The sequence below is a fragment of the Streptomyces californicus genome, from assembly GCF_000717645.1.
Classification (GTDB): domain Bacteria; phylum Actinomycetota; class Actinomycetes; order Streptomycetales; family Streptomycetaceae; genus Streptomyces; species Streptomyces californicus.
In genome coordinates, this window is the sequence record NZ_JNZZ01000019.1 from 184,105 (window position 1) to 204,493 (window position 20,389).

At 72.1% G+C, this 20,389-nt stretch carries 20 protein-coding genes and 1 pseudogene; 10 read left to right on the forward strand and 11 right to left on the reverse strand.

The features are described 5' to 3' along the window. Positions 1-14 precede the first annotated feature (14 nt). The gene (locus tag IF19_RS0124835; protein WP_030276967.1) at positions 15-863 is read right to left on the reverse strand and encodes a hypothetical protein; all 849 of its coding nucleotides are present in this window, start codon (positions 861-863) and stop codon (positions 15-17) included. A gap of 240 nt (positions 864-1,103) precedes the next feature. Here IF19_RS0124835 and IF19_RS0124845 point away from each other — a divergent pair, with 240 nt between their 5' ends. Next, on the forward strand, positions 1,104-1,970 hold the full coding sequence (locus tag IF19_RS0124845) for an oxygenase MpaB family protein (protein WP_050493918.1): 867 nt from the start codon (positions 1,104-1,106) through the stop codon (positions 1,968-1,970). A 217-nt stretch (positions 1,971-2,187) separates the two neighbouring features. Here the strand turns inward: IF19_RS0124845 and IF19_RS0124850 are convergent, their stop codons facing one another. The 5 genes from IF19_RS0124850 to IF19_RS0124870 form a co-directional block, all read right to left on the reverse strand. Next, positions 2,188-2,808: a methyltransferase domain-containing protein gene (locus IF19_RS0124850; RefSeq protein ID WP_030118577.1), complete on the reverse strand. Its 621-nt coding sequence runs from the start codon at positions 2,806-2,808 to the stop codon at positions 2,188-2,190. Positions 2,809-2,935: 127 nt separating this feature from the next. After that, positions 2,936-3,511 (reverse strand): TerD family protein, encoded by a 576-nt coding sequence (locus IF19_RS0124855; protein ID WP_030118578.1) that lies wholly within the window; start codon positions 3,509-3,511, stop codon positions 2,936-2,938. Between the two features lie 213 nt (positions 3,512-3,724). After that, entirely contained in the window at positions 3,725-3,889 is a 165-nt protein-coding gene (gene tatA, locus IF19_RS0124860) for a Sec-independent protein translocase subunit TatA (protein ID WP_030118579.1), read from the reverse strand. 134 nt (positions 3,890-4,023) lie between these two features. Then, positions 4,024-6,780, reverse strand: coding sequence for a magnesium-translocating P-type ATPase (mgtA, locus tag IF19_RS0124865; RefSeq protein WP_032747901.1), 2,757 nt, complete (start codon positions 6,778-6,780; stop codon positions 4,024-4,026). Beyond that, the gene (locus tag IF19_RS0124870) at positions 6,764-7,129 is read right to left on the reverse strand and encodes an ArsR/SmtB family transcription factor (RefSeq protein ID WP_030118581.1); all 366 of its coding nucleotides are present in this window, start codon (positions 7,127-7,129) and stop codon (positions 6,764-6,766) included. Before IF19_RS0124870 ends, mgtA begins: the two co-directional genes overlap by 17 nt. A gap of 301 nt (positions 7,130-7,430) precedes the next feature. Between IF19_RS0124870 and IF19_RS0124875 the strand changes: the two genes are divergently transcribed. Next, positions 7,431-8,123, forward strand: coding sequence for a GTP-binding protein (locus IF19_RS0124875; protein ID WP_030118582.1), 693 nt, complete (start codon positions 7,431-7,433; stop codon positions 8,121-8,123). Between the two features lie 24 nt (positions 8,124-8,147). Here the strand turns inward: IF19_RS0124875 and IF19_RS0124880 are convergent, their stop codons facing one another. Next, complete coding sequence (locus IF19_RS0124880) at positions 8,148-8,576, reverse strand: PPOX class F420-dependent oxidoreductase (RefSeq protein WP_030118583.1); 429 nt, start codon at positions 8,574-8,576, stop codon at positions 8,148-8,150. Between the two features lie 142 nt (positions 8,577-8,718). Between IF19_RS0124880 and IF19_RS0124885 the strand changes: the two genes are divergently transcribed. The 4 genes from IF19_RS0124885 (at position 8,719) to IF19_RS0124900 (ending at position 11,869) form a co-directional block, all read left to right on the forward strand. Next, the gene (locus IF19_RS0124885; RefSeq protein ID WP_030118584.1) at positions 8,719-9,132 is read left to right on the forward strand and encodes a roadblock/LC7 domain-containing protein; all 414 of its coding nucleotides are present in this window, start codon (positions 8,719-8,721) and stop codon (positions 9,130-9,132) included. Positions 9,133-9,241: 109 nt separating this feature from the next. Continuing rightward, on the forward strand, positions 9,242-10,465 hold the full coding sequence (locus IF19_RS01000000134960) for a DUF6397 family protein (RefSeq protein WP_418952724.1): 1,224 nt from the start codon (positions 9,242-9,244) through the stop codon (positions 10,463-10,465). A gap of 39 nt (positions 10,466-10,504) precedes the next feature. Next, the gene (locus tag IF19_RS0124895; protein ID WP_030118586.1) at positions 10,505-10,993 is read left to right on the forward strand and encodes a GNAT family N-acetyltransferase; all 489 of its coding nucleotides are present in this window, start codon (positions 10,505-10,507) and stop codon (positions 10,991-10,993) included. Between the two features lie 255 nt (positions 10,994-11,248). Continuing rightward, a complete protein-coding gene (locus tag IF19_RS0124900) occupies positions 11,249-11,869 on the forward strand; it encodes an LAETG motif-containing sortase-dependent surface protein (RefSeq protein WP_050493920.1) in 621 nt (206 codons plus the stop codon). Positions 11,870-11,948: 79 nt separating this feature from the next. Here IF19_RS0124900 and IF19_RS0124905 read toward each other — a convergent pair whose 3' ends face one another. Continuing rightward, the gene (locus IF19_RS0124905) at positions 11,949-14,075 is read right to left on the reverse strand and encodes a SpoIIE family protein phosphatase (protein ID WP_030118588.1); all 2,127 of its coding nucleotides are present in this window, start codon (positions 14,073-14,075) and stop codon (positions 11,949-11,951) included. Positions 14,076-14,352: 277 nt separating this feature from the next. Between IF19_RS0124905 and IF19_RS0124910 the strand changes: the two genes are divergently transcribed. Then, positions 14,353-15,462, forward strand: coding sequence for an enoyl-CoA hydratase/isomerase family protein (locus IF19_RS0124910; RefSeq protein ID WP_030118589.1), 1,110 nt, complete (start codon positions 14,353-14,355; stop codon positions 15,460-15,462). A gap of 147 nt (positions 15,463-15,609) precedes the next feature. Here IF19_RS0124910 and IF19_RS0124915 read toward each other — a convergent pair whose 3' ends face one another. Then, the gene (locus tag IF19_RS0124915) at positions 15,610-15,837 is read right to left on the reverse strand and encodes a hypothetical protein (protein WP_030118590.1); all 228 of its coding nucleotides are present in this window, start codon (positions 15,835-15,837) and stop codon (positions 15,610-15,612) included. 65 nt (positions 15,838-15,902) lie between these two features. Further along, positions 15,903-16,385: a hypothetical protein gene (locus IF19_RS0124920; protein WP_030276975.1), complete on the reverse strand. Its 483-nt coding sequence runs from the start codon at positions 16,383-16,385 to the stop codon at positions 15,903-15,905. A 122-nt stretch (positions 16,386-16,507) separates the two neighbouring features. On the opposite strand from IF19_RS0124920, the gene IF19_RS0124925 reads away from it, so the two are divergent. Next, entirely contained in the window at positions 16,508-17,377 is an 870-nt protein-coding gene (locus tag IF19_RS0124925; RefSeq protein WP_032747902.1) for a pentapeptide repeat-containing protein, read from the forward strand. On the opposite strand, the gene IF19_RS0124930 is transcribed toward IF19_RS0124925, so the two are convergent. Beyond that, the gene (locus IF19_RS0124930; RefSeq protein ID WP_030118593.1) at positions 17,374-17,880 is read right to left on the reverse strand and encodes an SRPBCC family protein; all 507 of its coding nucleotides are present in this window, start codon (positions 17,878-17,880) and stop codon (positions 17,374-17,376) included. The two genes, IF19_RS0124925 and IF19_RS0124930, sit on opposite strands and share 4 nt — an antisense overlap. Before the next feature lie 341 nt (positions 17,881-18,221). On the opposite strand from IF19_RS0124930, the pseudogene IF19_RS01000000134965 reads away from it, so the two are divergent. Continuing rightward, a pseudogene (locus IF19_RS01000000134965) lies at positions 18,222-19,816 on the forward strand (cytochrome c oxidase subunit I). 38 nt (positions 19,817-19,854) lie between these two features. Continuing rightward, a complete protein-coding gene (locus IF19_RS0124940; protein ID WP_106973584.1) occupies positions 19,855-20,196 on the forward strand; it encodes a hypothetical protein in 342 nt (113 codons plus the stop codon). The last annotated feature ends 193 nt before the right edge of the window (positions 20,197-20,389 follow it).

Below are 20,389 nucleotides of genomic sequence, written 5' to 3' on the forward strand. Positions count from 1 at the left end.
CGGGCGTGCTGGCGTCACGACGGGTGGACGGCCAGCCCGTCCAGGGCCGCGAGGAGGCCGGGAAGCGCGGCCCCGCGGCCGACGGGTATGACGGTTCCCGGCTCCTCGTCCAGCAGGAACAGGGCGATGTCGTCCGTCCGCGCCACCATCGACCACCCCGGTCCGTCGACGCGCAGGGTGCGAGCCTCGGCCGAGGCGTACGAGGAGCGGATCCGCCCGGGCGGCGGGGGAGCCTTCGTGTAGGCGGCCGCCTCCGTCAGGGCCCTGCGCACCCCGGGGTGACGGACCGCGTCGGCCGCGAGCTCTCCTGCGACGCCGCCCTCGGGCGCCTCCCCGCCGTCCGGCAACACCTGCGCGTCATCGAGCTGCTCGCGCCACACCGGCCACTGCGCGGCGATCTCATCCGCCCCGAGCCGCCGCTGCGGCGGCCCCCACGTCCCCGCGTCGGGCGGGGACAGCGGCTCGGGGGCGCCCTCGTCCGGCTCCGGATCGTGCGGCGCGGGAACGCCGGGCGCCGCGACGGCGAGGTCCATCGGCCAGCCCGGCAGCGCGCACACCACGGAGCGCTCGTCGGGGGAGAGGTCGTGCTCCACGCCGCAGTCCCACGCGGCGATGGCGACCGCCACCTGGGAGGCGTCCTCGATCACCACGGTCCAACGGGCTCCCCGGCCGTCCTGCCCGAGCACGAGGCCGTAGCCCTCCTCGTACGGTTCGAGGGCGAGCGCGGCGCATGCGGCCGGATAGTCGTCCCCGAGCACGCCCGGGAACCGCGAGGGCGTCAACAGCATCGCGGTCAGGACCAGCAGCGCGTCGTCGCCCGCCACGCCGCCCGCACCCGGCACGGTGGCCTCCCCATCGCTCATCGCCCACTCGCCCCTCGTGTCGGTCCGTCCCTCGGTCTGTCGGCGCACCCTAACTACTCGGTAACCTCGCCGTCGAGGCCCTGACATGAGCCGTCGGTCAGGGGGCGGATCCACTCGTCCGAGTGGGTCCAGGCCACGCGTCCGGGCGTGCGCGGGCTCCTTGCGTAGGGTTCGAGGCTCCGGCGGAACGAGGGGGACGACAACGTGAATCGGTACGACCGGCTGAAAGAGATCCGGGGAATGGACCCGGAGCGCGACTTCCACGAGATCTACCGGATCACCGTCACCCGTGAATTCCCGTGGGACGTCACCCGCGCCCTGGAACTGGCCCTCTACCGCACCTACGCGGTTCCCAGCATCGGCCGGCTCCTCGACGAGACAGCGGAGCTGACGGGCCGTTCCCAGAAGCGTTACGACGACACCGCCCTGCTCCTAGATGCGCTGGTGGAGCACGGCTTCGACGCCGAGGAAGGCCGCACGGCCATCCGCCGCATCAACCAGATGCACCGCAGCTACGACATCAGCAACGACGACATGCGCTACGTCCTGTGCACCTTCGTCGTCACCCCGAAACGCTGGCTGGACGATTTCGGCTGGCGACGCCTCTGCTGCCACGAACTGCGCGCCTTCGCCGCCTACTACCGCGCGCTCGGCACCCGGATGGGGATCAAGGACCTGCCGGAGAGCTACGAGGACTTCGAGCGCACCCTCGACGCCTACGAGGACGAACACTTCGGCTGGGACCCAGGGGCACGCCGGGTCTCCGACGCCACCCTGGGGCTGATGGCTTCCTGGTATCCCGCTCCGCTGGCGCCGCTGGTGCGCGGCGCCAGCCTCGCGCTGCTGGACGACGCACTGCTGAAGGCGTTCCGCTACCCCCGCCCGGGGCCGGTCGCGCGCGGAGTGACCAGGGGGGCGCTGCGACTGCGGGCCCGCGCCGTCCGCCTCATGCCACCTCGCCGCAAGCCCCACTACGCGCGCCAGAACCCCGAGATCAAGGGGTACCCGGGCGGGTACGAGCTCCCGGAACTCGGTACGTGGCCCACGCCCGGCGTCCGCGGCTGCCCCGTCCCCGGCCACCGGTCGTCGCGGACGCCGGCCGACTGAGGCGGCCGCGCCTCCTGGGCGCCGTCTCCCGCCGCGACCGCACGGCTGCTTCCGCCCCGACCGGGTGCCTGCTCGACCGCGCGGCTGCCCGGGCGTGCGCCTTCCTGAGGGCGCGCCGTTCCGCCCGGTCCGGCGATGGGGCGGGCCTCAGGCGTGTCCGGCGGGTCAGGGCCATGGACCCGGGGGCCTGTCCGGCGGGTCAGGGCCGTGGACCCGGTCAAGATCTGCCGGACACGCCCTGACCCTGCCTGACCGCGAGGGCGAGGAAGCGGTCGTCCTCGTCGGTGTAGGACTCCAGCCGCCACCCCGCGCCGGCCAGGAGAATCCGCAGCCGGGGCTCGGCCCGCAGGTCGTCGTCGGAGACGGAGCGCCCCTGCCGCGCGGCGAGGGCCGCCCGGCCGATCGGGTGGAACAGGGCCAGCGTGCCGCCCGGCCGTACGACGCGGGCGAGTTCCGCCACATCCGCCTCGGGCCGGGACAGGTGGGAGATCAGCCCGGCTCCGAAGACGGCGTCCAGAACCCCGTCGCGCAGCGGGAGCCGCGCGACGTCGGCGCGGAGCAGCGCCCCGCTGCCGTCACGCCCCGCCCGTACGGCTTCCGTGAGCATGGCAGGGGTGAGGTCCGCGCCCAGGACCGTGCCCTTCGGCCCGACCGCCGCACGCAGCGCGGGCAGCGCGCGCCCCGTACCGCAGCCCGCGTCGAGCACGGCGTCACCGGGGCGCAGGCCGAGCAGGCCGGCCGCGGCGGCATAGGCGGGGCCGTCGTCGGGGAACCGGCTGTCCCAGCCGGCCGCACGCGGGGTGAAGAAGTCCAGGACTGAAGTGTGGTCGTCGGTCATGAGGACATGGTCGCGCAGCCCGCCGGGACCCGTGCCCCGTGCGCCCCGGCCGGACGCCCGCCCGTGGTGCTCGCGGGCGTCCGATACCCACCGGCGGCCCCGGTGTCCCGTGGTTGCGGCGTGCTCGTCAGACGTTGACGCCGTAATCCGAGGCGATGCCCGCGAGGCCCGAGGCGTACCCCTGGCCGACGGCCCGGAACTTCCATTCGGCGCCGTGCCGGTACAGCTCGCCGAAGACCATCGCGGTTTCGGTGGAGGCGTCCTCACTGAGGTCGTAACGGGCGAGTTCCACGCCGTTCGCGCGGTTCACCACGCGGATGAAAGCGTTGCGCACCTGTCCGAAGCTCTGGCCCCGGCTCTGGGCGTCGTGGATGGAGACGGGGAACACGATCTTCGCCACCTCGGCGGGGACCGATGACAGGTCGACCTCGACCGACTCGTCGTCGCCCTCGCCCTCGCCCGTCAGGTTGTCGCCGGTGTGGCGGACGGAGCCGTCGGGGCTGTTGAGGTTGTTGTAGAAGACGAAATGGCTGTCGGAGAGGACCTTTCCCGCATCGGAACAGAGCAGCGCACTGGCGTCCAGGTCGTGGTCGGCGCCGGTCGTGGTCCGTACGTCCCAGCCGAGCCCGACCGTCACGGCGGTGAGGCCGGGGGCCTCCTTCGACAGGGAGACGTTGCCGCCCTTCGCCAGGCTGACACCCATGAATTTCCTCCAGTGTTCCGTCGGTGCGCACCCACGGGGCGGGGGCTCGGCTCGGCCGGGCCCGGGGCCCGTGACCGGTGCTGGTGTGCTGTCACGCGTGTACCCGCTACCCGTACGAACGCTCCGCACGCCCCTCGGGGTTCCCGGATTGCGCAAGCAGTGAAGTGAGCGTGATCGGGGGAGCGGGCTGTCCGCCGCTTCGCCCCGGGAGTCTCAGGTGGCGTTCTCGTCCTTCATCGCCTTGGCCTCGCTCTTGAGGATGCGCATCGACTTCCCCAGGGCCCGGGCGGTGTCCGGCAGCTTCTTGGAGCCGAAGACGGCGATCACGACGACCGCCAGGACCAGCAGGTGCCATGGTTCCAGGCCGTTGCGCAGCATTCCGAATCCCGCCCTTCTCTCCGTTCGCGCGACAACAGTTGCCGCATTGCGCAACTGTACAACTGGATGCGCGGGGCGGAACGAGCGCCCCGGGCCGACGCGCTCCGCCCGGACCGCCGGCTGAACCCGGGGGCCTACGAGAGCGTCGCGGCCTCGGGAGCGTGGCGGCGTTCGTACCGGCGGCGAGCCGCCGTCAGCCCGACCGCGTACAGGCCCAGCACCGATCCGAGCAGCAGGTAGTACAGGGGTGGCAGCGCGCTCATGCCCAGCAGCGGCCCGACCGGGGTGAGCGGGAGCACGACACCGATCACCGCGAGCCCGGCCGCCGCCGCCCGCAGCGGGCCGCCCGGCCGGCGCTCGGCGGCCCCGCGGCCGGTGCGCAGCAGCACCATGACCAGCGCCTGGGTCAGCAGGTTCTCCGTGAACCAGCCGGCATGGAACGCCGCTTCCCCGCTGTCCCCGGACGCGTTGTGCAGAGCCAGGGCGAGCACCCCGAAGGTGGCGAGGTCGGCGGCCGCGTTGAGCAGGCCGAACCCCGTGATGAAGCGCAGGAAGTCGCGCGGACGCAGTTCGGTGGGGCGGCGCAGGGCCGATGCCGCCGGCCGGTCGAACGCGAACGCGAGCTGCGCCGCGTCGAAGCACAGGTTCTGCACCAGCACCTGCGCCGGGAGCATGGGCAGGAAGGGCAGCATCAACCCGGCCGTCAGCATGGCGATGACGTTGCCGAGGTTGGAGGAGAGCGTGATCCGCAGATAGGCGGCGATGTTGCCGCTGCTCCGCCGGCCCGCCAGCACGGCGTGGCCGATCGCGGTGAGGTTCTTCTCCGCCAGCACGACGTCGGCCGCCTCCCGGGCCACGTCCACCGCGTTGCGGGGGCAGATGCCGACATCGGCGGCGTGCAGGGCGGCCAGGTCGTTGACCCCGTCGCCCAGGAAACCGGTGGTGTGGCCGCCGGCCCGCAGCGCCGCGACGATACGGGCCTTGTGCTCCGGGGTGCAGCGGGCGAAGACGGTGGCGCGGTCCGCCACCGAGACCAGTTCCGCGTCCGAGAGGCCGTCCAGCGAGTCGGCGGTCACCACATCGTCGGCGCCGACGGGCCCGCCCGGGTGCAGACCGAGATCCGAGCAGATCCGGGCCGCCGTACCCGGATGGTCGCCGGTGAGCACCTTGACGGCCACGCCCCGCCGCGCCAGCACGCCGAGCGCGGCGGCGGCACTCGGGTCCGGAACGTCCCGCAGCGCCACCAGGCCCAGAAAGGTCAGTCCCCGCTCGTCCGCGGGGGTGTACGCGCCGGCCCGCGCCGCACGCTCGGCGCGGGCCACCGCCAGCAGGCGCAGCCCGCTCGCGGCCTTCCGGTCCGCGAGGGCGAGGAGCCGGTCGCGTTCGTCCCGGTCCAGGGCGCAGCGGTCGAGCACGGCCTCGACGGCTCCCTTGGTGACCAGTGTGTGGACGCCGATCCGGCCGGGCTTCGTGACCACGGCGGTCGCGACGCGGCGCACCGGGTCGAAGGGCAGCACCGCGACGCCTTCGTACGCCTCCGGATCGACCTCGCCGGGGTCGGGAGGGCCGTACTCCTCCACCGCGTCCAGTACCGCCTCGTCGAGCGCGTCGGCTGTCGGCAGCTCCGCCAGGTGGAGCGTCCAGAAGGCGCCGACCGCCGCCCATCGCAGCACGTCGGGAGCAGGCAGGTCCCCGGAGTCGGTCGCGCCCGCGACGACGGGCCGGTCCTCGGTCAGCGTGCCGGTCTTGTCCAGGCACAGCACGTCGACCGCGCCCAGGTCGTGCAGGGCCGGCAGCCGCTTGACGATCACCCCGCCGGTACGGGCCAGCCGGGCGGCGCCCCGTGCCAGAGCCGTCGTGACGATGACCGGCAGCATCTCCGGCGTGAGTCCCACCGCGACGGCCACGGCGAACGGCAGCGTCTCCAGGCCCCGGCCGCGCAGCGCCGCGTTGGCCATCAGCACCAGGGGCGGGGTCAGCAGCATGAAACGGATGAGCGTCCAGGAGATCCCCTGGACCGACCGGTCGAAGGCGCTCGCGCCACGCGGGCCCGCCCGCCCGTCGTGCGTGGCCGCGAAGCGGGTCTCCCCGCCGGTGGCCACGATCACCGCCGTACCGCTGCCGGACGTCACACTGCTGCCCTGGAAGCACCACTGGGGCTGCGCGAAGGGTCCGGCTCCGGACAGCGCGGGGTCGGGTACGTCGAGGGCCCGCTTGACCACCGGAGCGGACTCGCCGGTCAGCGCCGACTGGTGCACGGTGAGGCCGTCGGTACGTAGCAGTTGCACATCGGCGGGTACGAGATCCCCGGCCCGCAGCCGGATCACGTCCCCCGGAACGAGGTCGGCGACCGGCGCCTCCCGCTCCACGGGGGAGGCGTCCTCCGACGCCCGGCGGACCACGGTCGCCGTGGTCGCCACGAGCTCGCGCAGGCTCGCGGTCGAACGGTCGGCGCGGTGCTCCTCGGCTGAGCGCAGCACACAGCTCACCGCGACGAGGGCCAGGATGACGCAGGCGGTTCCCCAGGCGGAGACGACGGCCGAAACCAGTCCCAGGCAGAGCAGCACGGAGGTGAACGGATCACGGAGACTGCGCAGGAAACGCCGGGGCCAGGGGACCGGGCGCCGGGCGGGCAGTACGTTCTCGCCCGTCCGCGCGAGACGGACCTCGGCCTCCGCCTCCACCAGCCCGCGCGGACCGCTGCCGAGGGCGCGCAGCGTCTGCAGAGGAGTCGGCCCCTGCACGGCGGGAGCGGCACGGCCCGCGGGGTCCCCGCCCGGCTCTCCCGCGACCCGTGGTCCGGTGCCGGGGAACGGCGTGACCGAGCCCGGCACACCGGCGGTGGGACGGCCATGACCCGCGGCTGAGGTGCTCTCAGGCACCGAGTTCACGCAGGTGGACGGGCTCCCCGGCGCTGTGACCGGCACGTTCGGCCAGCTGACCGACCACGAGCCGGACGACCGTCACCACATCGGGATCGTCGACCAGATAGACCTGCCGTCGGCCCTCGCGGCGCGAGCGGACGAGACCGGCCAGCTTCAGTTTCGTCAGGTGCTGGCTGACCGAGGGCAGTGTGCCGCCCACCCGCTCGGCGAGCCCCGTCACATCGCTCTCCCCCTGGGCCAGCGCCCATACGATGTGCAGCCGTGCCGGTGTCGCCAGGAGCCCGAACGCCGAGGCGGCCTCCGCCAGCACCTCCGCGGGCGGATCCTGGAAACCGCCACCGGAACCTGTCGACACGCTCGTCTCTCCTCGTCCCCGGGGCCCGTGCGGACCCGGCACCGCCACCGTTCCGGGCGGCCGAAAAAGCCAGTGTAGGGGGCAGGGGCAAAGATCCTCCGGCCTGCGTGGGACAAGGCCGTCCGTCAACCGCCCATCCAAGAGGGAAGCGATGAGGTCAGGATCAGGCAAGAAGCAACCTTGGTGGCGCCCCATCGGTCAAGAACGATCAATCCGCTCGCTCTGAGCCGACCGGTTGCCATGCTGTCGCACCGAAGCGATTCCTGGAGAGACCGAAGCGATTCCTGGAAAGAGGGAGCGCATGCCGTCCGAGCACACCGACAACGATCGCGGCCTCCGCGGAGTCGGCCATCGATCCGGCGGGAACATCGGCAGGACCATGCTCGGGGAGGACATCGCACTCGACGTGAAGATCGTCGTGGCGGGCGGGGCCGGAGCGGGAAAGACCACCCTGGTCGGCTCGGTGAGCGAGATCCGTCCGCTGTACTGCGAGGAGGAGGCCGGCGGGGTCGGACTCGGGGTGACCGCCGGAGGGGCCGTCGGCGCAGAGGTGGAGCGGCAGGCGGGAGAGATGGGGCGGGAGCCCACGACGACCGTGGCGATGGACTTCGGCCGGATCACCGTCCACGCGGGACTCTCGCTGTACCTGTTCGGCATGCCGGGCCGGGAACGCTTCCGGTTCCTGTGGGAGGAGCTGAGCACGGGAGCCCTGGCGGCGATCGTGCTCACCGATCCGGGACGGCTGGAGGACTGCGTTCCGGCGGTCGACCACTTCGAACGTGCCCGGATTCCGTTCGTGGTGGCCGTCAACCGCTTCTGCGATTCCCCCGGCCTTCCGGAGCGGGATGTCGCGCGAGCGCTCGGCCTCGATGCGGGTGTGCCGGTCGTGCTGTGCGACGCGCGACATCGGGAGTCCGGAAAAGATGTCCTGATCCGTACGGTCGAGTACGCCGGCCGGGTGCACGCCGCCCGACTGCTCGCCTCCGTCGGCTGAGGTCTCGGGACCGGAACCCGGCCGTCAGTCGGCCATGTCGGCCAAGGCGATCACCTTGTCGATCCGCACCCGCACGACCAGTTCGCCCGGCACGCCGTTACGCCGTCCGAACTCCTCCGCCTCGTCTGCCGCCACATAACGGCGGGCGATCAGCGTCGCCCACCGCAGGAGGTCGCCGGGGTCTTCGCTCAGCTCGGCACGGCCGTTCACCACCACAAATGCGTAGGGCGGTCGGTCGTCGTCGACGCACAGGGAGACCCGTCCGTCCCGTGCGAGATTGCGCCCCTTCACGCTCTCCTTGCCGGTGTTGAAGACCACCGAGTCGCCGTCGAGGAGGAACCAGACGGGGGCGACGTGCGGACTGCCGTCAGCTCGCACCGTCGAAACCTTCGCGGTGCGCGTCCCTTCGGAGAGGAAGGCCCGCCATGCGTCTTCGGTCATGTGATGTGCCATGGGCACCATCCTGGGCTCGGTCCGCGGATGGCGCGAAGCGGCGCCCCCGGGCGTGAGGGGCGCTTGCCCCGGCGAGAGGGTTGCGCAAGGCTTGCGACCGTAACGGGGGCACGGGGAACGAAGGCACGGGGAGGACGAGCACATGCCGCTTGACCGGGGACTTGACTGGCTTCTCGACGATCTCACCAAGAGGGTGCAGTTCGTACGGCACGCCCTCGTGCTGTCGAACGACGGGCTGGTCACCGGAGCCAGTACGGGGCTCGCCCGCGAGGACGCTGAACATCTGGCTGCGGTCGCCTCCGGCCTCCAGAGCCTGGCCCGCGGTTCCGGGCTGCACTTCAGGGCGGGCCGGGCCCGCCAGACGATGGTCGAGTTCGACGAGGCGCTGCTCTTCGTGACGGCCGCCGGTGACGGCAGTTGCCTGTGTGTGCTCACCGCTGCCGAAGCCGACGTCGGCCAGGTCGCCTATGAGATGACCCTGCTCGTCAACCGCGTCGGGGAACACCTCGGCGTCTCCGTCCGGCAGAGTGCTCCCGACGGGTTCGGACCTCTCTGACCTGCTCTTTCCGGTCTCGTTTCCGAGTTATCCACAGGGCTGACGAGGAAGGGCTCCTCTGGACTACCGTGGTTACGGAGAGTAGTCGAGATGGTGGGGGAGTGCAGTCATGGCAGTCAGTGGAGTACTCCGGACGAATGCCGGTCTCCGGAGCGTGCGAGCCGATAGCGATCCAGGGCGGGGCGAGGCCGCGCAGGTGGACGCCCGGGCCGGCGCGGGTGCGGGCGGGGCGGACGGAGTGAGCGGCCGCGATGAGGCCGCCGCTACCGCGCCGACGGTCGCGGCGGGGCGGGCCGCCCGCGATCTCGGTCTCCGTCGCGCGGAGTTCGAGATCGCGGTGCACCTCGGGCTGATCGAGGTCGTCACCGCGCGGGACGGTGGGCGGCCGCGCGTGCCCGAGGAGGAGATCGCCCGTCTGCGAAAGGTGCCGGGCTTTCCCGGCGGCATGGCGGAGCGGGTCCGCACCGTCGGCACGGCGGAGGGTGCGGCCCTGCTCGGCATCGCCCCCGCGCGGTTCACCCGGCTGGCCCGGGCGGGATGCTTCTGCCCGGTGACCTTCTACCTGAACCGGTATCGCGCGGTGGTGTGGCTGTATCTGGCGGACGAACTGAGTGCGTTCGCCGCCCGGGAGCCCGAACTGCTGGGCGGCCGGGCGCCGGTGGAGATGAGGGCCCTGCTGGAGTCGGGCGTCGACCGGCGTCCGCGCAACTGGCGTTCCCAGCGGATCGACCGACTGGTGAGCCGCTCCCGGGACCCCTGGGCGAGAGCGGCGGTCCAGGCTTCCGCGCTGGACCCGGTTCAACTGGCGGAAGTGGTGGACGACCCGTACGAGCGCGCCTACCTCGCACGGGTCCGCCCGGAGCCGGTGTTCGGGCGGCCGGCTTCGCCGGCGGCGCGGGAGGCGATGGCGGAGTTGCTGCCGGCGGACGACCCCGACGAGATCCTCTGGCGCCGGGTCGGTCTGACGCTGGAGCTGGACCGGGCGCGTGAGGACCGGCCCGCACCGGCGCCCGGTGGTGACGTGGCGGCCCACGCCACGTCGGTGCGCGGGAGGGCGGGGGCGGCGAGAAGCGCCGGGGCTGCGAGCGGCGCCGGAGGCGCGGCGGCAGGTGCCGCGGCGGGGGTCGCGGCCGGTGCCGGGAGAGCGGCTTCGGCGTCCCTCGTCTTGCCGGTGCCGCATCGGGCGACCGCGTGCGTCGAGGCGTCGCGAGTCGCTGCCGCCGGCCCGCCTGCCGGTGCCGCCGGCCCGGCGGGCTGTGCCCCGGGCCTGCCGAGAGGGAGGGGACTCCTCGCCCGGCTGGGGTGGCGTGGCCGGGGTGGGTGTGCCGGATAACACGTCGCACCGGTCGCCCGGATGGGTCATCCTGTGCGGATGTTGATCAGGGAAGCCACCGCGAAGGACTGGCCCGCCATCTGGCCGTTCTTCCATGCGATCGTCTCCGCCGGCGAGACGCTCACCTACCCGCTCGATCTCGGACGGGAGGAGGCCGAGGGGTGGTGGTTCGTCCCGGCGCCGAGCCGTGTGGTCGTCGCCGTCGACGAGGCCGGAACCGTGCTCGGCACGGCGAAGATGAACCGCAACCACATGGGCAACGGGTCCCACATCGCCAGCGCGACCTACATGGTCGACCCCGCCCACGCGGGCAGAGGAGTGGGGCGCGCCCTGTGCGCGCACACGATCGACTGGGCCCGCGCCGAGGGCTATCGGGCCATGCAGTTCAACGCGGTGGTCGAGACCAACACCGCCGCGATCTCGCTGTACCGGTCGCTCGGATTCGACGTGATCGGAACCCTTCCAAAGGGTTTCGACCACCCGACCCAGGGCTATGTGGGGCTCCACATCATGCACAAGGCGCTGTGACGGCGGCCTGGGCGGAGACGCTCCGCGCGGGAGCCCGCGCGGCCCGGCGGAAGGTACCTGCATGACCCACACACTTTCGGCCGTACTGCGGGCTTCCGGGGCCGATAAGTGTGCCCGCCTTGCTGGGAGTGGCGGTGATATGAGCCGAGTTGGTGCGCCGGACAGCTCCCGGGGCGGGTGAGTCGCCACGGTGTGATGGCAGTACTGTGCGCCCCACCGCCATGGGGGCGGTGCGCATGTCTGGAGGAAGCATCCATGACCATACCCAGGAGATCGTGGCGTGGCGCGGGAACGTTCGTGGCCGCTGCGGTCGTCGGTCTGACCGGAGCCGCCATCTCCGCCGGCCCGGCCGCGGCTCACACTCCCACCTGGGCCGTGACCTGCTCCGAAGTGACCGTCGACCTCACCAACTACACGGCCGGCGTGCCCAACACGGTGACCGTCACGGTGGACGGAAAGGACCTGCTCCCCACCGAGACGTTCGGCCGTGAATTCCACAAAAAGCTGACGCTTCCCGAGCACGACGAGCCGGTGACCGTCCGACTGGTCGTCAAGGACGCCGAAGGCGACGGCAAGTACTCCATCGACAAGACGGAGACGGCCGAGGTGTGCGAGAAGCCCAGCCCCACGCCGCCGACTCCGACCCAGCCCGCTCCGTCGGAGACCACCGCGACGCCCGAGCCGAGCGCCACCCCCAGTGAGAAGCCCTCGGAGTCCGCGCCCGCGGTGCCCGCGCCGAGCCCGAGCTCGCCGAACCTGGCCGAGACCGGCTCGTCCTCGTCGACGCCGGTCATCGGGGGCGCCGCCGTCGCGGTGCTGCTGGCCGGTGGCGGCATCATGTGGTCCGTCCGCAAGCGCCGTACCGCCCAGAACTGACGCTTCCGCCCGGCGGACCAGCTGAGCGAGGGGGTGTGGTGCGGCACCGCGGTGCCGCACCACACCCCCTCTTCGCTCGTCATCGCACAGCGGGTGGTGGCGTGGTGGCCGGTGGGGGAGGGGGCCCGATCTCGCACCAGACGGCCTTGCCCTCGCCGCGGGGTTCGATACCCCAGCGGGTGGCCACGGCGTCGAGCAGGAGCAGCCCCCGGCCGGAGGTGGACGTCTCGCCCGGCGTGCGCCGGCGGGGCCAGGCGCTGGACCGGTCCTGCACCGACAGCCGGATCCGGCGCACCGGTTCGGGCAGCACCTCCAGTGTCAGGACGGCCCCGCCCTCGGTGTGCAGGAGTACGTTGACCAGCAGTTCGCCGGTGACCAGTTCGGCGTCGTCGGCGAAATCGGCCATGTCCCAGTCGGCGAGGGCCTGGCGGACGATCGCACGGGCGTCCGAGAGCCCCTCCGGGTCCGCCTGGTGGATGTACTGGTGGAGTCGCGGGGCGTGCGACGTCCCCACGTCGGGGCTTCGACGCAGCACCAGCAGAGCCACGTCGTCCCCTGAGCCCCACCGCTCCCACAGCCGTTCCGACAGGTGGTCGGCGAGCGCCTCGGCCCCGGCGGGCCCGCGGCTCACCTCGTTGCGCAACGCGTCGATCCCGGTGTCCAGGTCGGCCCCGGGCTCCTCCACCAGGCCATCCGTGTACAGCACGAACGTCTCACCGGGCACCAGGTCGAGCCGCGTCTCCGGGTACTCCTCGTCCAGGAGGTCCGTGGAGGTGCCCAGCGGCAGCCCGCCCCGTACCTGAGGGCTGCCCACCCGCCCGTCGACGTGCCGGATCAGCGGTCCGAGGTGCCCGGCCCGCACCACCTTCACCGCCCCGGACGCCAGATCGACCTGGGCGTACGTACAGGTGGCGAAGCGTTCGGTGTCCAGTTCGGAGAGGAACCGGGAGGCGCGGGCCAGCACCGTGGCCGGCGGGTGCCCCTCGGAGGCGTACGCGCGCAGGGCGATCCGCAACTGGCCCATGATCGCCGCCGCGTGCGTGTCGTGCCCCTGGACGTCCCCCACGACCAGCCCGTACCGGCTCTTGGGCAGGGTGATCACGTCGTACCAGTCGCCGCCGACCTGTCGTCCGCTCCACGCGGCGTGGTACCGGACCGCGATTTCGCCGCCCTCGACCTCCTGTATGCGGGACGGGAGCATCGCGGACTGGAGCTGGGTGGCGAACTCGCGTTCCTCGTCGAAGAGCATCGCCCGTTGCAGGGACTGCGCGACGATGGCGGCGAGGCCCAGGCACAGGATGCGTTCGTCCGCGTTGAAGACCGTGCGTTCGCGGTAGAAGAGGGCCAGGCCGCCGAGCGACCGGGCCTGCGCCACCAGCGGGAGGTAGGCCGCCGCCCGGAACCTGAGTCTCCCGAGATGCGGCTCCAACTCCGGGTAGCGGCGGGCCAGTGCGGACAGGGAGGTGATGAAGCGGGGGCGCCCGCTGCGGATGGTGTCCGCGAGCGGGAGGTCGCGGTCGAGCGTTCCCGATCCGAGACCGTCGAGCACCTCGAGCGATTCGCCGCTCAGGGCGACGATGTTCAGCGTGGAGTTCTCCACGAGCCCCAGGGCGAGGCCGTCCGCACCGAGCCGGGCCAGGCCGCCGGAACCGGTGAGTGCGGCCGTCACGTCGTCCACGGTCACCGCGCGCGACATCGCGCTCGTTGTGCGTTCAACGATATTCGTCTGGCGTTGCCGCCGTTTTTCCAGATCGAGGATGAAGGCCGAATGGGTGACCTCCGCCGTCGCGTCCCGGACGATGCCCACGATCCGGTGGGCCCGCCCGTCCCCCGACCGCAGGATGCGCGCCTGGACGTGGGTCCACTGCGTGGCGCCGTCGTCGAGCGGCACGGGGAAGTGGACGCTGTAGGAACTGCTGCCGCCGGTGATGGCCTCGTCGACCGTGACGTCGAGCCTGGCCCGTTCCGCGGGCTCCAGGTGCTCCAACAGACTGCCCGGCCGCGAGTCGTACGTCGCCGGATCCACGCCGAACACCATCAGCCCGGCTTCGTCGACGTCCAGGGTCCCGGTGTCCAGATCCCAGTCGAAGCTGCCGGTCCTGTTCATGGCGAGGCGTTCCGTCGGCCGGATCTCCCCGTCGTTCCTCCGGTCGAACGGGGGGAGCGGAGAGGGTTCGGCGTCCCGCGGCCGTCTGTCGTCGGTCATTCCAGCTCCGGAGATCGTCCGGTCGGGCCGTGCCTCGGTGCACCCCGTCGGCCTCAATTGTCGAGCCGCGACCATCGGAATGCCACAGGGCTCGCTCCGCGGAGCCGCGCGCCGTGACCCGGCCCGCACCGGGACGCAAGGCGCGCTTCCGTATCCCGCCCCCCCGGATCCGGCCGGATCCGGGGGTCGCAGAATGGCTCGGGGGGACCGTCCTCGATCACGGCAGTGCCCCCGTACGTCCCGAGCATGTCCACGAGCCAGTGAGCGGAGCGCACCCATGAACGACGACCGGCCCGTCCTGCTGGAGACGCGGGGAGCATGCCTGCACCTCACCCTGAACCGCCCCCGGGCCCTCAACGCCCTCAGCCACACCATGGTGCGGATCCTCGACGAGGCCCTGACCCGCGCCGAGCAGGACGCCGCGATCGTCTCCGTGCTGCTCACCGGAGCGGGGGACCGGGGCCTGTGCGCAGGAGGTGACATCCGGGCCCTGCACGACGACGCACGGGCCTCGGGGCGCGCCTCGCTGGACTTCTGGCGGGACGAGTACCGCCTCAACGCGCGCATCGCACGGTTTCCCAAGCCGTACGTCGCCCTGATGGACGGCATCGTGATGGGCGGCGGCGTCGGTGTCTCGGCCCACGCCGGAATCCGTGTCGTCACGGAACGCTCACGCGTCGCCATGCCGGAGACGGCCATCGGCTTCGTACCCGACGTGGGGGGCACCTACCTGCTGGCCAACGCCCCGGGCCGGCTGGGCACCCACCTCGCGCTCACGGGCCGCTCGGTCGGCGCGGCCGACGCCGTCCTGTGCGGCCTGGCGGACCACCACGTTCCGTCCCGCCTTCTGCCCGCGCTGACCGAGGCGCTGGGCGAGGAGACCGGGTCCGGTGCATCCGTCGAGGGCATCGTCCAGCGGTTCGCCACCCCTCCGCCCGCCGGAGAACTCGCCGCACAGCGCGCCTGGATCGACCACTGCTACGCGGCGGACACCGTGGAGGAGATCGTGCGCCGCCTCCGTACGAGCGGGGACCCGGCAGCCGGCGCGGCGGCCGACGACCTGCTGACCAAGTCCCCGACCGCGCTCAAGGTCACCCTCGCCGCGGTCCGCCGTGCCGCCCGGCTCGGCACTCTGGAAGCCGTACTCGACCAGGAGTTCCGCGTCTCCAGCCGGGCGTTCGAACAGCCCGACTTCGTGGAAGGGGTACGCGCCCGGATCATCGACAAGGACAACGCCCCGCAGTGGAAACCGGGCTCGCTGTCCGAGGTCGACGACGAGCAGGTCGCCCGCTTCTTCGACCCGCTCACCCCGGGTGAGCGGGAACTCGGCCTCGCCCCCCGCCCCGCGCACGACACGTCCTCACAGGGCGGGGCGCAGGCCGGGTAGGGCGGACGGGCACGGCCCCGTACGCCGCGCGAGTGCGGCCGCCACCGGCCCGGCCCGCCCGCACTCGTGCGGCGCCTGCCGGTCGCCCGGGGGCGGCCGTGCGGACCACTGCGCCCGGGCCCGCACGCCGCTCACCCCTCGGCCCGGCTACCCGCCACTGCCGGAAAGGCTCGGCCGCAGAGCCCGGACGAGAGCGAACAACCGGTCCTCGTTGCCCGTCAGACCCGCGCCGCGCAGAGCCTGGTCGGCCTCGCGCATCGGAGAGGTGAGCAGCGGCAGGTAGGCCGGTGCGTCGTCGGGGTCGGAGAGCGCCGCACGGGCGGCCTCCAGCAGACGGACGTACGCCTGCGCCGCCGCGAGTTCGTCCTTGTCCATCTCAGCATCTCCTCCTCGGAGCTGTCGGGCCGTCAAGCATCCCCCATGGGTCTGACAACGGGGCCTCAGGACCGGCCGTGCCCGCCGGACATCCCACCCGGCGGCTCCACTTCCAGATAGCGTCGCCGACGGGGCCCGCGGTAGAGCAGCACCGTCCAGCCCAGCCCACGCAGGACCGTCGCGCATCCGGACAGCGCCTCCTCCTCGTCATGAACGGCTCCGCTGCCGGGCGGCCCGACCCACTCGACCCGGACCGAGCCCGCCGACTCCCCGCCGCTCACCCGATAGCCGGCCGACACGCGGCGTCCCCCGGCGTCGACGGCCGAGGGCGCGGACCCGGAGTGCTCCAGAGCCAGGGCGACCGCTCTGACCGGACGATTCCGCTCCCACGGCGCGGGCCCGGCCGCCCCGCCACCGGTGAGGCGACGGATCTGCAGCAGCCCCTCGAAAGCCGTCCGCACCGAACCGGCCCGTACCGCCGCGGGCTCGGCCGGCGGCGGCCCGTCCCCGGTCGCGGGCTCGAACCCGCCGCTCTGCTCCGGCCCCATACGCCCCCTCGTCGTCCGTACGCGCCCAGTGTGCACCCCCGCCACCTCGGTAGACTCGTGCGGCCCGCTCCCGACCGCAGTCCGCCTTCCCGCGGCAACACTCACGCGAGGACCCCTCACCCGTGCCCGATGACGTACAGACCGCGGTGGCCGACGACGGACAGAAGGCGCTGCGCGCGGACTGCGCGAACTGCTTCGCCCTCTGCTGCGTCGCCCTCACACTGACGGCGTCGTCGGACTTCGCGATCGACAAGGAGGCCGGCCGCCCCTGCCCCAACCTGCGGGACGACTTCGGCTGCGGCATCCACGCCCGACTGCGCGCGAAGGGCTTTCCCGGCTGCACCGTGTACGACTGCTTCGGCGCCGGGCAGAAGGTCTCCCAGCAGACCTACGGAGGCCGAGACTGGCGGTCGTCCCCCGACCACGCCGCGCAGATGTTCCAGGTGTTCCCCGTGATGCGGCAGCTCCACGAACTGCTCTGGTACCTCACCGAAGCCCTCGCCCGGCCCGAGGCGCGGTCCCTGCACACCGAGCTCCGCCGCGCGCTGGAGGAGACCGAACGGCACACCGCGCGCCCCGCCGTCGATTTCGCCGCCCTGGACGTCGGCGGTCACCGGGACCAGGCCGCCGGGCTGCTCCGGCGTACCAGCGGACTCGTCCGTGCCACCGCTCCCCGCCGCACGAAGCGCTACCGCGCGGGCGCCGACCTCTTCGGCGCCCGGCTGCGCGGGGCCGACCTGCGCGGGGCCGATCTCCGCGGCGCCTGTCTGATCGCCGCCGATCTCACCGGCGCCGATCTCCGGCTGGCCGACCTCATCGGCGCGGACCTCCGCGACGCCGACCTCTCGGGCGCCGACCTGACCGGAAGCCTCTTCCTGACCCAGGCGCAGGTCAACGCCTCGAAGGGCGACGGGAGAACAACGCTTCCCCCGGCTCTGGACCGCCCTGCGCACTGGACTGCCCACGCACGGGCACGCCCTAACACGCCCTAAGGGGTAACCGTCTCCAGCGCCTCCTTGAGGCGTTTCAGCGTCGTACGGATGTTGCCGACCTGGAACTGCGCGAAGGTCTTCCCGCCCGTCGCGACACGGTCGAAGGCGTTGGCGACGGCGTCCGGCCAGCGGCGGCGGTCGTCGGTCCAGGTCTCGGTGACCCGCGTCCCACCGGCCTCCGGCTCGAAGCGGTACTCCCAGGTGGCGATCGGCCCCGGCAGCAAAGGGCGTCGCAGACCGATCGCGTGGACCCGGAAGGCGAAGCGCCGGCCGGGGTCGGCCGCCGTCACCGTGCACCGCGTCGTCCACCGCACGGCCCCCCGCTTGTTGCGGCCCTCGAAGACCATGCCGACGTAGGCGCCGTGCCGATCGCCGCGCACGGTGGCGCCCAGGTTCTCCGGGCTCCAACGTCCCATCGCCGTGGGGTCGCTGAGTTGCGCGTAGACCTCTGCCGGGGTGGCTTCGATGACGATGCTGTCCGCTACGGACATAGTGCGGGGCATGGGGCGACTCCTCGTCCACGGCCGTCGGCGATTCCCCTCCGGGCACCGCACGGACCGCGGGACGGTGGACCCGGAGCCCCACCTTACTCGCCAGTAGGTCGCATGGGCTCCCCTGCCGCGGACATCCGGAGCGGGCGCGGACCGAAGGCGGCGAGGCGTCCGACGCGCCGCGGCAGGTGGAGCCCGCAGGGAAACGGTGGAACCACGTGTGCCTGTAGGCCGTTTGAGTGCCCTTGCCGGTCCTGTCCGCCGGACGGGGAAGGATGTCCCACCGCACCTGACGCCACGGGTCCATTCTGGTCGCCGAGTCCACACGGGCCGCTGATCGAAGGAGCGTCGTAGTGACGACGAGGGGCATCTCGCAATCGGTGGGAACCGATACCGCCGAAGAGGACGAACTGCCGGTACGCGGCCGGGAACCCGGCAACGTGGTCGTCAAGTGGATGACCACGACGGACCACAAGACGATCGGCACGCTCTACCTCGTCACCTCCTTCGCGTTCTTCTGCGTGGGAGGTCTCCTGGCCCTGGTCATGCGTGCCGAACTGGCCCGCCCCGGAATCCAGCTGCTGTCGAACGAGCAGTTCAACCAGGCGTTCACGATGCACGGCACGATCATGCTGCTGATGTTCGCGACGCCGCTGTTCGCCGGATTCGCGAACTGGATCACGCCTACTCCCCGCTCAACGACGCCGTCCGTTCCCCGGGCATCGGCGCCGACATGTGGATCATGGGTCTGGCCTTCTCCGGCTTCGGCACGATCCTCGGCTCGGTCAACTTCATCACCACCATCATCTGCATGCGCGCTCCCGGCATGACGATGTTCCGCATGCCGATCTTCACCTGGAACGTCCTGCTGACCGGCGTCCTGGTCCTGCTGGCCTTCCCGGTCCTCGCCGCGGCCCTGCTCGCGCTGGAGGCCGACCGCAAGTTCGGCGCGCACGTCTTCGACGCGGCGAACGGCGGAGCGCTCCTGTGGCAGCACCTGTTCTGGTTCTTCGGCCACCCCGAGGTGTACATCATCGCCCTGCCGTTCTTCGGCATCGTCACCGAGATCTTCCCGGTCTTCAGCCGCAAACCGGTGTTCGGCTACATCGGCCTGGTCGCGGCCACCATCGCCATCGCCGGCCTCTCCGCGACCGTGTGGGCGCACCACATGTTCGTCACGGGCGGTGTGCTGTTGCCGTTCTTCTCGTTCATGACGTTCCTCATCGCCGTTCCGACCGGGGTGAAGTTCTTCAACTGGATCGGCACGATGTGGAAGGGGTCCATCTCGATGGAGACCCCGATGCTCTGGGCCGTCGGATTCCTGGTCACCTTCCTGTTCGGCGGCCTGACCGGGATCATCCTGGCTTCGCCGCCGATGGACTTCCACGTCTCCGACTCGTACTTCGTCGTCGCCCACTTCCACTACGTGGTGTTCGGTACGGTCGTGTTCGCGATGTTCGCCGGATTCCATTTCTGGTGGCCGAAGTTCACCGGGAAAATGCTCGACGAACGGCTCGGCAAGGTGACGTTCTGGACGCTGTTCGTCGGCTTCCACGGCACGTTCCTCGTCCAGCACTGGCTCGGCGCGGAAGGCATGCCGCGCCGGTACGCCGACTATCTCGACGCCGACGGCTTCACCGCGCTGAACACGATCTCCTCCATCTCCTCGTTCCTGCTCGGCCTGTCGATGCTCCCGTTCTTCTACAACATCTGGAAGACCGCGAAGTACGGCGAGAAGATCGAGGTCGACGACCCGTGGGGCTACGGCCGTTCGCTGGAGTGGGCCACCTCCTGCCCGCCGCCCCGGCACAACTTCGTCACCCTGCCGCGGATCCGGTCCGAATCCCCGGCCTTCGATCTGCACCACCCGACCGTCCGGGCCCTGGCGGACGCCACCAACCGTCCCGACAACTCGGTGGTCGTCGCCCCGGGGGACCAGCAGACGTGACCGGCCCCGTACCGATGAGGCCACGGAGAGGACGGCATGTGACATCCGACAAGGACAGCGCCCGGGGCCTGGCCCAGCTGGAGGGCTTCCTGCTGTGGAACGCCGAGGTCGAGCGGGCCCGCCGCCGGGCGTGCCGGTTCACCGATCAGCTGCCCTGGCTGACCACGGCGCAGCGCGAGGACGTCGAGCGGGTGTTCGTCGCCGAACACGTCACCACCGCCCGGGAATCGCTCATCCGCGTCCGGGACCGCGCGGAGGAACTGCGCGCGGAGTACAGCGGGCGCTACAACCGCCTCCGGGCCCGCTGCGTCGCCGTCTCCGCCGGCGCGGTGGGCGCGGCGACCTGTCTCGGTACGGCCCTGACGCTGGTCCTGCGCTGACCCCGGTGCGGCCGTCGACCGGCCGCACCGGAACGCCCGGTCCGCGAGATCCCGGACGGTCGACGGAGTGTCCGGTGGAAGGGGGCGGCCGGCGGGATCGGCGCACACCCTCCAGCGATCACGATCACGATGGCGCCCGCGTCGTCGGCGTGCGCCGGGTGGCCTGCTCGGGCCGGGCACGACCCCGTGGGCG

Bases quoted from the DNA above. Each gene is read 5' to 3' on its own strand.
- IF19_RS0124885 (WP_030118584.1), top strand. From the start codon at position 8,719: ATGCCGCTTGACCGGGGACTTGACTGGCTTCTCGACGATCTCACCAAG.
- IF19_RS0124880 (WP_030118583.1), bottom strand. From the start codon at position 8,576: ATGGCACATCACATGACCGAAGACGCATGGCGGGCCTTCCTCTCCGAA.
- IF19_RS0124855 (WP_030118578.1), bottom strand. From the start codon at position 3,511: ATGGGTGTCAGCCTGGCGAAGGGCGGCAACGTCTCCCTGTCGAAGGAG.
- IF19_RS0124850 (WP_030118577.1), bottom strand. From the start codon at position 2,808: ATGACCGACGACCACACTTCAGTCCTGGACTTCTTCACCCCGCGTGCG.
- IF19_RS0124915 (WP_030118590.1), bottom strand. From the start codon at position 15,837: ATGGACAAGGACGAACTCGCGGCGGCGCAGGCGTACGTCCGTCTGCTG.
- IF19_RS0124835 (WP_030276967.1), bottom strand. From the start codon at position 863: ATGAGCGATGGGGAGGCCACCGTGCCGGGTGCGGGCGGCGTGGCGGGC.
- IF19_RS0124845 (WP_050493918.1), top strand. From the start codon at position 1,104: ATGGACCCGGAGCGCGACTTCCACGAGATCTACCGGATCACCGTCACC.
- tatA (WP_030118579.1), bottom strand. From the start codon at position 3,889: ATGCTGCGCAACGGCCTGGAACCATGGCACCTGCTGGTCCTGGCGGTC.
- IF19_RS0124905 (WP_030118588.1), bottom strand. From the start codon at position 14,075: ATGACCGACGACAGACGGCCGCGGGACGCCGAACCCTCTCCGCTCCCC.
- IF19_RS0124920 (WP_030276975.1), bottom strand. From the start codon at position 16,385: ATGGGGCCGGAGCAGAGCGGCGGGTTCGAGCCCGCGACCGGGGACGGG.
- IF19_RS0124900 (WP_050493920.1), top strand. From the start codon at position 11,249: ATGACCATACCCAGGAGATCGTGGCGTGGCGCGGGAACGTTCGTGGCC.
- IF19_RS0124875 (WP_030118582.1), top strand. From the start codon at position 7,431: ATGCCGTCCGAGCACACCGACAACGATCGCGGCCTCCGCGGAGTCGGC.
- IF19_RS01000000134960 (WP_418952724.1), top strand. From the start codon at position 9,242: ATGGCAGTCAGTGGAGTACTCCGGACGAATGCCGGTCTCCGGAGCGTG.
- IF19_RS0124910 (WP_030118589.1), top strand. From the start codon at position 14,353: ATGAACGACGACCGGCCCGTCCTGCTGGAGACGCGGGGAGCATGCCTG.
- IF19_RS0124895 (WP_030118586.1), top strand. From the start codon at position 10,505: ATGTTGATCAGGGAAGCCACCGCGAAGGACTGGCCCGCCATCTGGCCG.
- IF19_RS0124930 (WP_030118593.1), bottom strand. From the start codon at position 17,880: ATGCCCCGCACTATGTCCGTAGCGGACAGCATCGTCATCGAAGCCACC.